Origin of the sequence: Duganella vulcania, from assembly GCF_009857655.1 — a bacterium.
Lineage (GTDB): Bacteria > Pseudomonadota > Gammaproteobacteria > Burkholderiales > Burkholderiaceae_D > Rugamonas > Rugamonas vulcania.
This window is the reverse complement of the sequence record NZ_WWCX01000002.1, coordinates 151,856-166,728: the sequence shown is the minus strand read 5'-3', so window position 1 is coordinate 166,728 and position 14,873 is coordinate 151,856. Positions and strand designations below refer to the sequence as shown.

The 14,873-nt window shown below is 64.4% G+C and carries 9 protein-coding genes; all 9 read left to right on the top strand.

Translation table 11 applies throughout. The features are described 5' to 3' along the window. Nucleotides 1-87: 87 nt before the first annotated feature. The 9 genes from GTP90_RS03790 to GTP90_RS03750 all read left to right on the top strand — a co-directional run bounded on the left by GTP90_RS03790 (nucleotide 88) and on the right by GTP90_RS03750 (nucleotide 14,717). Nucleotides 88-1,014, top strand: a complete 927-nt coding sequence (locus GTP90_RS03790; protein WP_161082235.1) for a carbohydrate ABC transporter permease — start codon at nucleotides 88-90, stop codon at nucleotides 1,012-1,014. Nucleotides 1,015-1,024: 10 nt separating this feature from the next. Beyond that, complete coding sequence (locus tag GTP90_RS03785) at nucleotides 1,025-1,891, top strand: carbohydrate ABC transporter permease (RefSeq protein WP_161082234.1); 867 nt, start codon at nucleotides 1,025-1,027, stop codon at nucleotides 1,889-1,891. A 24-nt stretch (nucleotides 1,892-1,915) separates the two neighbouring features. Then, complete coding sequence (locus GTP90_RS03780; RefSeq protein ID WP_161082233.1) at nucleotides 1,916-3,055, top strand: ABC transporter ATP-binding protein; 1,140 nt, start codon at nucleotides 1,916-1,918, stop codon at nucleotides 3,053-3,055. 39 nt (nucleotides 3,056-3,094) lie between these two features. Beyond that, a complete protein-coding gene (locus GTP90_RS03775) occupies nucleotides 3,095-5,725 on the top strand; it encodes a TonB-dependent receptor (protein ID WP_161082232.1) in 2,631 nt (876 codons plus the stop codon). Between the two features lie 93 nt (nucleotides 5,726-5,818). After that, entirely contained in the window at nucleotides 5,819-8,464 is a 2,646-nt protein-coding gene (locus GTP90_RS03770) for a TonB-dependent receptor (RefSeq protein ID WP_254451713.1), read from the top strand. A gap of 15 nt (nucleotides 8,465-8,479) precedes the next feature. After that, nucleotides 8,480-11,059, top strand: a complete 2,580-nt coding sequence (locus GTP90_RS03765) for a family 20 glycosylhydrolase (protein WP_161082230.1) — start codon at nucleotides 8,480-8,482, stop codon at nucleotides 11,057-11,059. A gap of 89 nt (nucleotides 11,060-11,148) precedes the next feature. Beyond that, nucleotides 11,149-12,582 carry an ABC transporter substrate-binding protein gene (locus GTP90_RS03760; protein WP_161082229.1) on the top strand — a complete coding sequence of 478 codons (1,434 nt, stop codon included), beginning with the start codon at nucleotides 11,149-11,151 and terminating at the stop codon, nucleotides 12,580-12,582. Beyond that, nucleotides 12,554-13,261, top strand: a complete 708-nt coding sequence (locus GTP90_RS03755) for a response regulator (RefSeq protein WP_161082228.1) — start codon at nucleotides 12,554-12,556, stop codon at nucleotides 13,259-13,261. The genes GTP90_RS03760 and GTP90_RS03755 overlap by 29 nt, the downstream gene beginning before the upstream one ends. Further along, nucleotides 13,254-14,717: an ATP-binding protein gene (locus tag GTP90_RS03750; RefSeq protein ID WP_161082227.1), complete on the top strand. Its 1,464-nt coding sequence runs from the start codon at nucleotides 13,254-13,256 to the stop codon at nucleotides 14,715-14,717. The genes GTP90_RS03755 and GTP90_RS03750 overlap by 8 nt, the downstream gene beginning before the upstream one ends. The last annotated feature ends 156 nt before the right edge of the window (nucleotides 14,718-14,873 follow it).

Sequence of the window (14,873 nt, the reverse complement as noted above, 5' to 3'; positions counted from 1 at the left end):
CCAATCCCTCCCCCTGATTGTGTGATTCCTTTGGCCGGCGCCGGGCGCGGCGCCGGCTCTTTTTTTGCCCGAATTCTGGAGGCTTACTTGAAACATGCGGTTAATACGGTGCGGCCCTGGCAGTTGCTGTTGTTCCTGGCGCCGGCGGTGATCGTCTACTCCCTGTTTAGCGCGCTGCCGCTGGTGCAGACGCTGGGACAAGGCTTCTTCAGCGCTGACGACAGCGGCAAGGCGGCCTTCGTCGGCCTGGAGAACTTCCGCACCATCCTGCTCGATCCCGACTGGTCGGCGGGCTTCTGGAATGCCATGGCCAACAACGCCAAGTTCTTCTGCATTCATATGCTGCTGCAGAATCCCATCGGCCTGCTGCTGGCGACCTTGTTTAGTTTGAAAGGGCTGCGCGGCGCCCGTACCTACCGCACGCTGATCTTTTTGCCGACGCTGCTGTCGGTGGTGATTATCGGCTTTATCTGGCAGCTGATCCTGTCGCCGCTGTGGGGCGTGGGTGAAAAGCTGATGGGTTTTGCCGGCCTGGCCGAGTGGTTCGCGCCGTGGATGGGGCAGGAGGAAACCGCGCTGGCCACGCTGTCGATGATCTCCGTGTGGCAGTACATCGGCATGCCGATGATGCTGATCTACGCCGCGCTGCTGGCGGTTCCGGAGGAAATCGTCGAAGCGGCGCACGTGGAGGGCGCCAGCGCGCTGCGCATCTTCTGGCAGATCAAGCTGCCGTTGATCTACCCGACGCTGGGCCTGGTGACGATACTGACCTTCGTCGCCAACTTCAACGCCTTTGACCTGATCTACTCGATCAAGGGTGCGCTGGCCGGGCCGAATTATTCGACCGATATCCTGGGCACGCTGTTCTACCGCACCTTCTTCGGCTATCAGGCGCAGGTGGGCAACGCCTATCTCGGTTCCGCCGTCGCCACGCTGATGTTCCTAGTAATCCTGGCCGGCGTGGGTATTTATTTTGTCGGTGTCCAGCGCAGGCTGACCCGCTTTGCACTGTGAGGGCCGCGCCATGACCGCTATCGCCATGAACCCGACCGCGCCGCTGGCCAGCCGCTTCGACCTGGGCCGCCTGATGGTGCACGCCACGCTGATCGCCTACGCCGTGCTGGCGCTGTTCCCGATCGCGCTGATCCTGATTAATTCGGTCAAGACCCGCGCCGCCATCTTCGACGATCCGCTGGCGTTGCCGACGATGGAATCGCTGACCTTCATCGGCTTCCAGAAGGTCCTCGCCAGTACCAACTTCCTGCTCTACTTCGGCAACAGCCTTTACGTGACGCTGGCGGCGCTGCTGTGCATCGTGCTGTTCGGCGCCATGGCCGCGTGGGCGCTGTCGGAGTACAGCTTCATGGGCAACCGGGTGCTGACGCTGTTCCTCGCCCTCGGCATCATGATCCCGATCCGCCTCGGCACGGTGTCGATCCTGGAGCTGATGGTCAAGCTGGACCTGGTCAACACCTTGTCGGCGCTGATCCTGGTGTACACGGCGCAGGGCCTGCCGCTGGCGATCATGATCCTGTCCGAATTCATGCGCCAGGTGCCGTCGGAGCTGAAGGACGCGGCGCGCTGCGACGGCGTCGGCGAGGTGCGCATCTTCTTTCAGGTGATCCTGCCGCTGATACGGCCGGCGATTGCGACGGTGGCGGTGTTCACCATGATCCCGGCCTGGAACGATCTGTGGTTCCCGCTGATCCTGGCGCCGTCCGACCGCACCAAGACCGTCACGCTGGGCGTGCAGCAGTTCATCGGCCAATACGTCACCGACTGGAATTCCGTGCTGGCGGCGCTGTCGCTGGCGGTGATCCCGATGCTGATTTTGTACGCGGTCTTTTCGCGTCAATTGATCCGCGGCTTGACGGCCGGCGCGGTCAAGTAACCCAACAACAGAAAGAGGAATGTAATGGCAAGTGTCAGCCTGAAGCAGCTGCGTAAATCCTACGATGGCAAGACCGATGTCCTGGCCGGCATCGACCTGGATATCGCGCACGGCGAGTTTGTGGTGTTGGTCGGCCCTTCCGGCTGCGGCAAATCGACGCTGCTGCGCATGTTGTGCGGCCTGGAGAGCATCACCGGCGGCAGCATGTCCATCGGCGACGAGGTGGTCAACCACCTGCCGCCGGCCGAACGCGGCATCGCCATGGTGTTCCAGAGTTACGCGCTGTATCCGCACATGACGGTCTACCAGAACATGGCCTTCGGCCTGAAGGTGGCGGGGCAGGGCAAGGCCGCGATCAAGGAGCGCATCACGCGCGCCGCCGCCACGCTGAAGATAGAGCACCTGCTGGAACGCCTGCCGCGAGAACTGTCCGGCGGCCAGCGGCAGCGGGTGGCCATCGGCCGCGCCATCGTGCGCGAACCGCGTTTGTTCCTGTTCGACGAGCCGCTGTCCAACCTGGACGCCGCACTGCGCGTGCAGACCCGCCTGGAGATCGCCAAGCTGCACCGCCAGCTGGACGCCACCATCGTCTACGTCACGCACGACCAGGTCGAGGCGATGACGCTGGGCGACAAGATCGTCGTCATGCACGAGGGGCATATCCAGCAGGCCGGCACGCCGCTGGACCTGTACCAGCAGCCGTGCAACCTGTTCGTCGCCGGCTTTATCGGCTCGCCGAAGATGAACCTGATGGCCGGCACCGTCGCCGAGGCGGGCGCCGGCGGCGTGCTGGTGCTGCTGCCCAGCGGCGAATCGGTGCGCGCCTATGTCGACGGCAGCGGCCTGCGCACCGGCATGAAGGTCACGCTTGGCCTGCGCGCCGAACATATCAACGAATCGCGCGCCGGTTCGGAAGTTTTCAAAGGCGAGGTCAGTGTGGTCGAACACCTGGGTGAAGCCAATTACATCTACGTCAGTCGAGAAGGTGCAGAAGACGTGGTGATACGCGGAGACGGCGAACGCCACGTCGAGATCGGACAGTCCATCGTCTTCTCGGCCGACAGCACCGCCTTCCACGTGTTTGATGAAGCAGGACGGGCGTTGCGGCGGCTGCGCCCGGGGAATATGGTATCGGCCGCGCGCAGCATGATGCGCAGCGTTTGATATCGATGCGGTTCATCTTTTTCACACAAGGAGAATTGAATGACTAAGCCGGTATTTAAGAAAAAACTACTACCTAACCTGATCGCGCTGGCGTTGAGCGGCGGCCTGGCGCCGCACCTGTACGCGGCCGATCCGGCTACGGCCGAAGCGGCACAGTCCAGCGACGTTGTACCGGCTGGTGAAACCGCGACCGTCGAAGTGCGCGGCATCCGCGAACGCCTCAAGCGCAACCTGGCCGAGAAGCGCGACTCCGGCAACGTGATCGACACCGTCACCGCCGAGGAAGTGGGCAAGTTCCCCGACAAGAACGTGGCCGATTCGCTGCAGCGCGTGCCGGGCATCTCCGTGGACCGCACCTGGGGCGAGGGCCGCGACATCTTCGTGCGCGGCACCGACAAGAACCTGAACCTGACGCAGCTGAACGGCCAGGCCGTGGCCTCCGGCTATTGGTGGAAGAACGATTCGCAAAGCCGTGGCTTCAACTACGACATTCTCGCGTCGGAACTGGTGGGCAGCATCGACGTGTACAAGAGCCCTTCGGCGGACCTGGACGAGGGCAGCATCGGCGGCCTGGTCATCGTCAAGACCCGCAAGCCATTCCAACTGAAGCCGCTGGTGGCGCAGGTGTCGGTCGAAGAGACCTACAGCAAGCTGCCGAAGAAAACCGATCCGCAGGTCTCCGGCCTGCTGAGCTGGACCAACGAGCAGAAGACCTTCGGCGCGCTGGTCGCCATCAGCCGCCAGCAGCGCACCATGCGCCGCGACGGCCTGGAAAACTTCACCGACTCGACCAAGTACAACATCGTCGACCAGAATGGCGTGGTCACGCCTGGCGCCTATGCGTCGTGGGGCGGCGGCTCGGCCATCTTCCGCCAGGACCGCAAGCGCACCACCGGCGACATCACCCTGCAGGCCCGCCCGAACGCCAACACCGATCTCTCGCTGAACTACATGAACTCTGACATGAGCATGGACAACAGCAACCAGAACTACCTGTGGGAGGCGGGCGGCCTGGCGGATGCCAAGGGCAATATCGCCGTCACCAATCCGAAGTTCATCACCACCTCCGATGGCACCAAGGCGCTGGTCGGCGGGACGGTCGGCCCGACCGGCGGCGTGTCGTTCGAGCCTATCTTCCGCCAGTCCTACGTCAAATCTGAAGTGCTGGACCTGGAAGGCACCTACGATGCCGACAACTGGAAATTCCACGGACAGGCCGGCACCACCAAGGGTTCGGGCGGCAGCGACCATGACCGCAACTTCTGGTTCGTCGGGAATACGCGCACCACCTTCAACATCGCGCCGGACACCTATGAGGTCAAATACCAGGACATCAACCCGCTCGACCCGAGCAAGCTGACGCTGCAAAGCTCGCGCGACTGGATCCGCCGCATGGAGACCAAGGAGAACTACGCGCAGGGCGACCTGACGCTGGACCTGAACAACGGTTTCTTCAAGTCGGTCAAGGTCGGCGCCAAGTTCCGCGACACCACGGTGCAGAACCACCGCATCATCGGCACCGACGGTCCTGGCAATCCTGGCTGGCAGTCGTTCTCGCTGGCCGACCTGTCGACCGGCGCCTCGCCGCTGTTGAGCCAAAAGGCCGCCAACCCTGGCTCGCTGACCCAGTATGCGTGGGTGGACGACGGCCTGGCCTACTCCAAGGGCTTCCCGATGTACGACAAGGGCATGGTCTATGCGGAAGCGAAGGGCGAGTACTACAAGATCAAGGAAAAGATCTACGCGACCTATGCGCGCGCAGACTTCGCCACCGGCGGATGGCGTGGCGACTTCGGTGCGCGCATCGTCAAGACCGACCAGACCTCCGAGGCGTATCAGGACCTGACCGGGTCGGGCAACTATACGCTGGCCAATGTCAGCCGCAGCTACACCGACGTGCTGCCCAACCTGAACGCGGTCTACACCGTCCACAAGGACCTGCTGGTGCGCGGCGCCATTGCGCGTGTGATGGCGCGTAATACCTACAGCGATTTGAGCGCCAGCACGGAAGTCAGCGGCACCACCAACGCCGCCACCTCCGGCAACCCGCTGCTCAAGCCTTACCACGCCAACCAGGCGGAGATCGGCGCGGAGTGGTACTACGCTGATGCCTCGCTGCTGTCGGCCACGCTGTTTGCGAAGAAGCTGGATACCTTCATCTACACGCAAACGACGCAGGAAAACGTGGCGGGCGTGATGCGTCCGGTCAGCCGTCCGTACAACGCCAACAACGGCGAAACGGTCAACGGCCTGGAACTGCAGTGGCAGCAGGCGTTCAGCAGCGGCTTCGGCGCCATCGTCAACTACACCTACACCGACGCCAAGACCGGCGCCAATGCGGGCGGCGTGAAGCTGAACGTGGTCGGCAACTCGCGCAACCAGGCCAACATCACCGGCTTCTTCGAGAAGAACGGCTACAGCGCGCGGCTGTCGTACAACTACCGCTCCAAGGCTTATGGAGCGCTGGATGAAGGCGGCCAGGATGTGACCAGCGCCTACGGCCAGTGGGATGCGTCGGCCAGCTGGGATATCACGCCGAAGATCAGCCTTTACCTCACGGCGGTGAACATCACCAATGAAGTCATCCGCACCAACACCACCGACGGTTTGCCGGTGGGCGTGTATGAAAATGGCGCGCGTTACAGCGTTGGCTTGAAAGCCAAGTTCTAAAAGAGCTGGACGCGCCGTCGCGCCGATGGCGGGACAAATAATGATTTGACCGGGAGAGCAATGATGTCGCATCAGAGTGCCAAGAAAAAGTTAATGAGTCTCGCCATCGGCAGCGCTTGTGCTGTCATGGCCGGCGCGGCGGGCGCCCAGCAACAGGAGGCCGATGCCTCGGCCATCGCCACCAAGGACCAGGTGGCGGAGGTCAAGGTGACGGCGACCCGCCATTCCACCTCGCTGCTCAAGACGCCGGTGGCGGTAACGGCGGTAACGCAGGAGGCCCTGAGCCGCGACGGCATCACCGACGTGCGCGGCCTGAGCGGCCAGATCCCCAACCTGCAATTGGGGACCTCGAACGACGGCAGCGGCGGCGTGCAGATCGCCATCCGTGGCGTGAGCAGTTCCGACTTCACGGAGATCGGCAACCCGGCGGTTGGCCTGCACGTGGCGGGCCTGTATCAGCCGCGCCCACAGGCGGCGCTGGCGCTGATGTTCGACCTGGACCAGGTCGAGGTGCTGCGCGGTCCGCAGGGCACGCTGTTCGGCCGTAACTCGACCGGCGGCAGCATCAACATCATCCCGGCCAAGCCGGAATTCGGCAGCAGCTACGGAACCGTCGAGGCGGACGTCGGCAACTATCGCGGACGCCAGGTATCGGCGGTGCAGAACATCCCGGTCAGCGACAATTTCGCGCTGCGCGTCACGGCGATGAAGATCAAGCGTGACGGCTACATCAACCAGCAGCAGGACTTCTACGCGGCGAACTTCCCTGCGCTGGGCATCGTGCCCTCGCGCGACGCGGCCGGTAACATCATTCCCGACGTCGACCAGCGCTTCAACAAGAAGGTCGGCGCCGACAAGTACTACACCAACAAGGATGAATACGCGGCGCGCCTGCAGGCTCGCTGGAAGATCCGGCCGGACCTGGATTGGCGCCTGACCTATGAGAAGTACCAGAACAACGGCGCCGGAGATTTGCCGATCAAGGACTGCGAACAAGCTGCCGGTACGCCGTATGCCTGCACCGGCGGCCAGTGGGATGTGAAGGTCAACGTGCCCGGCGTGATGGACATGACCATCGACACCGTGCGCAGCGGCCTGATATGGAACCTGAGTCCGTCCACCACCATCGAATACAACGCTTCGTGGTCGAGCCAGAAGCGGCGCGAGCTCCAGGACAGCGACAGCGGCTACCAGCCTATCGAGAGTGAGCTGGCCACGCGTCCCGGAACGTCGCCGTTCAATGACTATGCCACCTACACGACGGCGTCGAAATATGTCTCCACCGTCCACGAGCTGCAACTGCGCGGCAAGTACGATCGCCTGCGTTACGTGGCGGGGCTGTTCTGGATGCACGAGAAGAACAGCATCGACTACGCGCAGGATTACCTGGGCGCGTCGTGGGGCACGTATGGTTTCCCGGCCGAGTCCTACTTCTATCACCAGGCCGACCGCCAGTCCGATTCCAAGGCCATCTTCGCGCAGGCCGACTGGGAGTTCGCGCCGACCTGGAACCTGACCGTGGGCGGCCGCATGACGCGCGACACCCGCAAGGACGTCGGCGGCCAGTATTGGGACACGGCGTTCTCGGACGATCCCGCGATCTACTTCAAGGGGCTGTTCAACCCCGGCACGCCGGGTACGCCGGGCTTCACGCCGTTTAACAGCTCGCATCTGAAGCCGGGCATGGGCGGCTACTACGGTGCCGGCGGTTTCGATTCGTCGATCCATCCTGTGATCAGCGACGATTCGGACGCATGGAAGAAATTCACCTGGCGCCTGGGCCTGAGTCGTCAGCTGACTCCACGCGATCTGGTCTACACTTCGCTGTCGACTGGTTACAAGGCTGGTGGCTTCAGCGACAAGGAGGATATCTGCCGCACCGGTTTGAACGGCAATTGCGCCGGCTTGACGCCGGGACCGCACTACACCAACATGCCGTGGAATCCCGAGACGCTGACCAATTTCGAGCTGGGTTACAAGGGCCGCCTGCTGAACAACAAGCTGACCTTCTCGGCCACCGCGTTCTACAGCCGCTACAAGGACATGCAGCTGACCGGCGGCGTCACGGTCGGCAAGATCATTCCGAAGATACCTTGCACCGCCACCAATCCATACTGCGACAGCGTGGTCATTTACGGCACGCAGAACGCGGCGCAGGCGAACATCTCCGGCCTGGAGATCGAAGGCGAATACAAACCGTGGCCAGGTTCGCACATCGGCTATTCGTACTCGCACCTGAAGGCGGTCATCAAGTCTTATCCGACCTACAGCGAGGACAGCTCGATCAGCTGTAACATCCGTGACAAGTACGGTGCGCCGCCTTGCGTGGCGTATGAAGGCACGGACCCTCTGTTCGCCGGCAAATTCCCGCTGAATATCGCGGGCAACCGCCTACCGTACGCGCCTGCCAACACGCTGAACCTGAGCGCTTCGCAGGACTTCGCGATCGGCGAGTACACGCTCACGCCGTGGATCTCGGCGCGCTGGCAGGACAAGATGTACTTCTCGCTGCGGAATCTGGATAATCCACACATCTCCGATGCGCAGAAGGCTTACACGACGGTCGATGCGGCGCTCAAGCTGGTTTCGCCGAGCGGCAAATGGCATCTGGAGGCATACGTGAAAAACTGGGGCCAGACGCTGGCGAAGAACTATGCAAGCGTGGTCGATCCCGGCTACGTCACGGCGTCCTACAATGACCCGCGCGTCTACGGCATCCGCTTTGGCGCCACCTGGTAAGAGAAGAGGAATCGAATGCGTAAGCAGATCAAGTACAGTGGTTTCGTTTTGGCCTCGTGGGTGATGGCGTCGATGGCCGGGGGCGCGGTTGCCGGGGTGGCGCCGGAAGCCAAGGCGGTGGCCGGGCAGGGCGCGTTGGCCGGCGTCGTCAACGGCTCGCAGATCCGCCTGCGCTGGGAGCTGGTGCGCAATGTGTTCACGCCCGAAGCGCCGGGCGGCGGCACGCATGCGCGCCTGATCCTCTCCAATCTGGGCCAGCAGCCCTTGCCGCCCAAGGGCTGGACGCTGTACTTCAACGTCATGGACGGCGTTGCGACGGGACCGCTGGAAGGCAACCTGCTGCTGGAGCAGGTCGCCGGCAATCTGTTCCGCATTCGGCCTGCGCCCGGCTTTGCTGGCGTGCCGGCAGGGCAGACGCTGAACATCGCCTACTACCATCCGGACCTGGTGATCAAACTGGCGAAGGCGCCGATCGGGCCTTACCTTGTCTATGACGCCGCGCCCGATGTCGGCCAGGCCATCGCGGACTACGAGCTGTTGCCGGTCACGCGTCCGGAGCAGCTGGACAAGGGATCCAGCGGCGCCAAGCCGGTCGTCACCGTGCAGGATACGTACCGCCGCAACGCCAACGCCGACTGGATGCCGGCAGCCGCGCTGCCGCCGGTGTTCCCGACGCCACAGCATTTGCAGACGAGCGGCGGCAGGCTGCGACTGGCTGCGCTGCCAGCCATCGTCGCTCCCGCCACGCTGAAAACGGAAGCGGCATTTGCACGTTCGCTGTTTCCGTCCAATCTTCCGGCAGGCGGTGCCGGCTCGCCAGCATTGCGCTTGAGCGTGGGCGCGGTGCCCGGTTCCACCTCGCCGGAAGCCTACACGCTGACGATCAAGGCCGGCAGCGGCATCGACATCGTCGGCAACAGCGCCGCCGGCGTGGCATACGGCCTGCAATCGCTGCGCGACCTGCTGCCGCTGCCGGGCGCCGCCAGCATCGACCTGCCGGAGCTGACCGTCACCGACGCGCCGCGCTTCGAGTATCGTGGCTTCCAGCTGGACGTCGGCCGCAACTTCCACACCAAGCAGACCGTGTTCAAGCTGCTGGACCTGATGGCGCGCTACAAGCTCAATAAATTCCACTTCCACCTGACCGAGGACGAAGGCTGGCGCCTGGAGATCGCCGGCCTGCCTGAGCTGACCAGCATCGGCGCGGTGCGCGGCCACAGCGCCAAGCCTGGCGTGCGCCTGCAACCGGCCTATGGTTCCGGCCCCGATCCCTCCGACGCCAGCGGCAGCGGCTACTACACCCGCGCCGACTACATCGAGATCCTGCGCTACGCCGCTGCGCGCCACATCGAAGTGATCCCGGAGATCGAGATGCCGGGCCACGCCCGCGCCGCCGTCAAGGCGATGGAAGCGCGCTACCACCGCCTGAAAGCCGCCGGCAAAGCCGATGCCGAAAAATACCTGCTCAACGACCTGGCCGACAAGTCGGTCTACAAATCGGCGCAGCTGTACAACGACCACGTGATCAACCCGGGCCTGGAATCCAGCTTCACTTTCATCGACCACGTCATCGGACAGGTCGCGGACATGTACAAGGAGGCCGGCGTGCCGCTGCACACCATCCACGTCGGCGGCGATGAGCTGCCGGCCGGCGCATGGGAGCAGTCGCCCGCCAGCCGCGCGGTCATGCAGAAGAAAAAGCTGGAGAGCACCGCCGAACTGTGGGACTACTTCTACGACCGCGTCGACGCCATCCTGCGCAAGCGTGGCCTGTACGCCTCCGGCTGGGAAGAGCTGGCGGCACGCGGCACCAAGCTGAATGGAGAGCACAAGCTGATACCGAATCCGCACTTCACGCAGCGCGGCTTCAGCGCCTACGTCTGGAACAACACCGAAGGCGCCGAGGACTTCGCCTACCGCCTGGCCAACGCCGGCTACGACATCGTGCTGGCCCCCGTGACCAAGATGTACATGGACATGGCCTACAACGCCAACCCCGACGAACCGGGCGTGAACTGGGGCGACTACGTGGAACTCGACACGGTTTACGACTTCATCCCGCTGGACTACCTGAAGAACGCCAATCCGCCGCTGGTCGGCAAGGACCGGCTGACGGATTACGGCAAGCGCCGCATACGCGGGCTGGAAGCGACGCTGTTCACCGAAACCGTGCGCACGCCCGAGCGCATCGACTACCTCGTCATGCCACGCCTGCTGGCGATGGCCGAACGTTCCTGGGCGCCCGATCCCGCCTGGGCGACCGAGACCGACGCCGCCAAGGCCGCCGCGCTGCACCGCACCGCGTGGTCCGGCTTCGTCAACACGCTGAGCCAGCGCGTGCTGCCGCGCCTCGACCTGGAACACGCCGGCGTCGACTACCGCATCGCGCCACCGGGATTGATGCTGGAAGGCGGCAAGGTGCTGGTCAACCACGTCCTGCCGGGCATCGCCATGCGCTATACCAGTGACGGGAGCGAGCCGAATACCAATAGCAAACCAGTGAGCGGGCCGATATCGGACAAGGGTTCGATCAAAGTGGCGGCTTTCGACCGCAACGGCAGGATGGGCAAGGTGTCGCGCATCGACAACCCTTGAACGGGCTGCGCGCACGCCGGGCATACCAATTAGTCCCGGCGGCTATCTTCTCCGTTATAATCGTGGCACTGTTTAGTTCGGGATAACGAGTGATAGCGTCGATAGAAAAAGTGGCCTTGCCGAGGTTCGACTGGTTACGCTTTCGTTCGACCGCCCGCCGCCTGCAGCCGGCGCGGGCGTGGTCCTTCGGCCTGTTGGCCGCGGCCTGCGCCTTCAACTGCGGCGCGCTGAGTATCGCCCACGCCGCGCAACAGCCGCAGCCCGGTCCCGCCGGCGCCAGCGCGCCTGCCGCCTCCCTTAACACGCTGCAGGTGCTGCACTGGTGGACATCCAGCAGCGAACGCAAGGCCGCCAACGCGCTGGCCGCGCGCATGGCCGACGAAGGCCTCGAATGGAAGGATGCCGCGATCCCGGGCGGCGCGGGTCTCGGCGCCGGCAAGGTGCTCAAGAGCCGCGTACTGGCCGGCGATGCGCCGGAAGTCACTCAGATCATCGGCGTCTCCGTCGCGGAGTGGGCGGAACTGGGCCTGCTGCTGGAGATCGACAACGTCGCCAGCGCCGGCAACTGGAATGGCTTCCTGTTCCCCACCATCCAGACGCTGATCCAGCACCGCAAGCACGTCGTCGCCGCGCCGCTGGGCATCCACCGCGTCAATACGCTGTACTACAACCGCGCGCTGTTCGCCCAGCTCAAACTGTCGCCGCCGCAGACCTGGGACGAGTTCCAGAACGCCGCGCTCAAGTTCAAGGCCGCCGGCATCATGCCGCTGGCGCAGAGCAGCGAATCCTGGCAGGTGGCCGCGCTGTTCGAGAACCTGGTGCTAGCCGAGAGCGGGCCTGAGTTCTACCGCGAGCTGTTCGTGCGCCGTAATCCGGCCGCCGCCGCCGACCGCCGCACCGCCGAGGCGCTGGAGCGGCTGCGCGTCGTCAAGGGCTGGATCAGCGGCCAGCTGGACGAGCGTCCATGGCCGGACGTGGTGCGCCAGTTCGCGCGGCGCGAGGCGGCGATGATGATCATGGGCGACTGGGCCAAGCCGGAGCTGGCCGAACGCGGCATGGCGCTGGATGAGGACTATGCCTGCGGCACCGCGCCCGGCACCGGCAAGTACCACCTGTACAGCGTCGACACGCTGACCATGTTCGCCGGCGACTACCGCCACATGCAATCGCAGGAGAAGATGGCGCGGCTGCTGGTGTCGCCGCAGGTGCAGGCGGAGTTCAACACGCTGAAGGGCGCGGTGCCGGTGCGGCGCGACGCCGACCTGTCGAAAATGGACAGCTGCGCGCGCGCCTCGTGGACCACCTTCGCGCAAGGCGCGGCGGTGCAGGCGCCCAGCCTGGTGCACCGCATGGCCACCGATGAAGCCAGCCGCGACGCCATCATCGCCGAAATCCACCGTTATTTTCTAGACGACAGGGCCACGCCCGCCGAGGCGCAACGCCGCCTTGGCGCGCTGTTCCGACTGTTTAACCTCAGAAGCCAAGGAGCACCCGGTGCGCAAGATACTGATCGTAGACGATGACCAAAAGACCCGCGTCCTGCTCAAGACCTACCTGGAGAAAAACCAGTACGAGGTAATCCTGTCGCACAACGGCGAGAGCTTCCTGGCCGAGCTGCACGCGCATTCCGAGCAGCTGTCGCTGGTGATCCTGGACGTGATGCTGCCCGATACCGACGGCTTCGCGCTGTGCAAGCAGGTGCGCCAGCGCTCGAATGTCCCCATCATCATGCTGACGGCCAGCTCCGACGAGACCGACCGCATCGTCGGCCTGGAACTGGGCGCGGACGATTACATCGCCAAGCCATACAGCCCGCGCGAGCTGCTGGCCCGCATCAAGGCCATCCTGCGCCGCACCGCGCTGGAGACGCCGTCCGCGCGCTACTACCGCTTCGTTGGATTCACGCTGGACCTGATGGAGCGCAAGGTGCTGGACAACGCCGGCACCGTGGTCGCGCTGACGGGGCTGGACTTCCAGCTGCTGAAGTATTTTGTAGAGCATCCGGGTGTGATCCTGGACCGCAGTGTGCTGTGCGAAGAAACCCGCGGGCGCGACGCTGGCCCCCTGGATCGCTCGCTGGACGTGCAGATCAGCCGCCTGCGCCTGCGCCTCAACGACGATGGAAAACAACCCGCGTTGATCAAGACCGTGCGCGGCGCCGGCTACGTATTCTCGGCGGACGTCAGCGTCTCGCATGCGTAAGGTTGTATTGGAGCGCCTGCGCCGCATCTGGCCGCAGTCCTTGCTGGGGCGCCTGATGCTGGTGATGGCCGCCGGCCTGCTGGTGACGCAATTGGCGGCCAGCGTGATCTGGGCCAGCCAGCTGCGCGCCAAGGCGCAGGTGGAGGCGCAATCGGCGTCGCAGTACATGGCGCATGGCGCGTCCGGCGCGATCCGCTTCTTCCGCAGCCTGCCGCCGAACTACCGCCTTCTGCTGATCCAGCAGCTGCGCGAGATGGGCGGCACGCGCTTCTTCGTCAACCTCAATCACGCCTACGTGCCGGTCCAGCAGATCGCCGAACATCCGCTGGCCAGCAGCGTGCTGGCGACGGTGGGCGCCACGCTGAAAAGCGACCTGCCGCATTCGCCCAGCTTCCACCTGGCCTTCGCCTGGCCGGACCAGCTGGTGGTGTCGGAGGACGGCGTCCACCTGGGCGACCTGCCGGACGCCTGGGTCCAGCACATCCTGCTGCTGCAACCGGACCCCGCGCCCATCCTGGTGATCCAGACCGAGATCGAGCCAGGCAACTGGCTGTACATGGCGGCGCTGATGCCCAACCCGTACTTCTTGAGCAGTAACGATCCGCTGGCGTGGGACCGGCTGTCGCTGCAAGGCCTGTCGCTGGCCGTGGTGCTGCTGCTTTGCCTGTTGGTGGTGCGCTGGATCACGCGCCCGCTGGCCGCCTTGTCCGACGCCGCCGCCGCCTTCGGCCAGGGCCAGGATGACCGCGCGCCGCCGCTGCCGGAAACGGGCAGCCGTGAATTCATCAACACCGCGCGCGCCTTCAGCGCCATGCGCGAACGCATCCAGCGCTACATCGAGGATCGCGAGCGCCTGTTCATCTCCATCTCGCACGACCTGCGCACGCCGATCACGCGGCTCAAGCTGCGCTCCGAACTGCTGGACGACGAGGCGCTGCGCAACGAGTTCGAGGAAGACCTCGATGAACTGGACATGATGGTCAAAGGCGCGCTGCAATGCGTGAAGGACAGCGACATCCACGAGAATCCGGCCGAGGTCAAACTCGATGCGCTGCTTGGGCGGCTGGTGCGCAGCGCGCGGCTGGGCGGGCACGAGGTGGGTTATCGCGACAGTGGCATCACGGTGCGCGCCAAGCCGCTGGCCTTGAAGCGCGCCATCGGCAACCTGCTGGACAACGCCCTGTACTACGGAGACCGCGCCGAGATCAGCGTCACCAGCGAACCTGGCGCGGTGGCGATCGCGGTGCGCGACCACGGCCCCGGCGTGCCGGACGACGCCTTCGCCAGCCTGTTCGATCCCTACGTGCGGCTGGCCCACGGCCGCGAGCAGAACGACGCCGGCATGGGCCTCGGCCTGGGCATCGCCCGCAGCGTGATCGAGGCGCACGGCGGCCAGCTGGTGCTGGAGAACCATCCCGAGGGCGGCCTGAATGCCACCATCCGCCTACCCGCCTGAGCGGAAATGCGACAGCCGCGCAATACATTTTGTAAGCCTCTGTGAAGTTTTGTTGCAGCGGCGCGGCCGGCGCGGGGCAGGGCGCATCCGCGAGCGTAAGGAACTGTAAGCGGCTTGCTCACTAAACCAATGAAATCAAGGGCTTGCCATGATTCG

Bases quoted from the DNA above. Each gene is read 5' to 3' on its own strand.
- GTP90_RS03785 (WP_161082234.1), top strand. From the start codon at position 1,025: ATGACCGCTATCGCCATGAACCCGACCGCGCCGCTGGCCAGCCGCTTC.
- GTP90_RS03780 (WP_161082233.1), top strand. From the start codon at position 1,916: ATGGCAAGTGTCAGCCTGAAGCAGCTGCGTAAATCCTACGATGGCAAG.
- GTP90_RS03775 (WP_161082232.1), top strand. From the start codon at position 3,095: ATGACTAAGCCGGTATTTAAGAAAAAACTACTACCTAACCTGATCGCG.
- GTP90_RS03770 (WP_254451713.1), top strand. From the start codon at position 5,819: ATGAGTCTCGCCATCGGCAGCGCTTGTGCTGTCATGGCCGGCGCGGCG.
- GTP90_RS03765 (WP_161082230.1), top strand. From the start codon at position 8,480: ATGCGTAAGCAGATCAAGTACAGTGGTTTCGTTTTGGCCTCGTGGGTG.
- GTP90_RS03750 (WP_161082227.1), top strand. From the start codon at position 13,254: ATGCGTAAGGTTGTATTGGAGCGCCTGCGCCGCATCTGGCCGCAGTCC.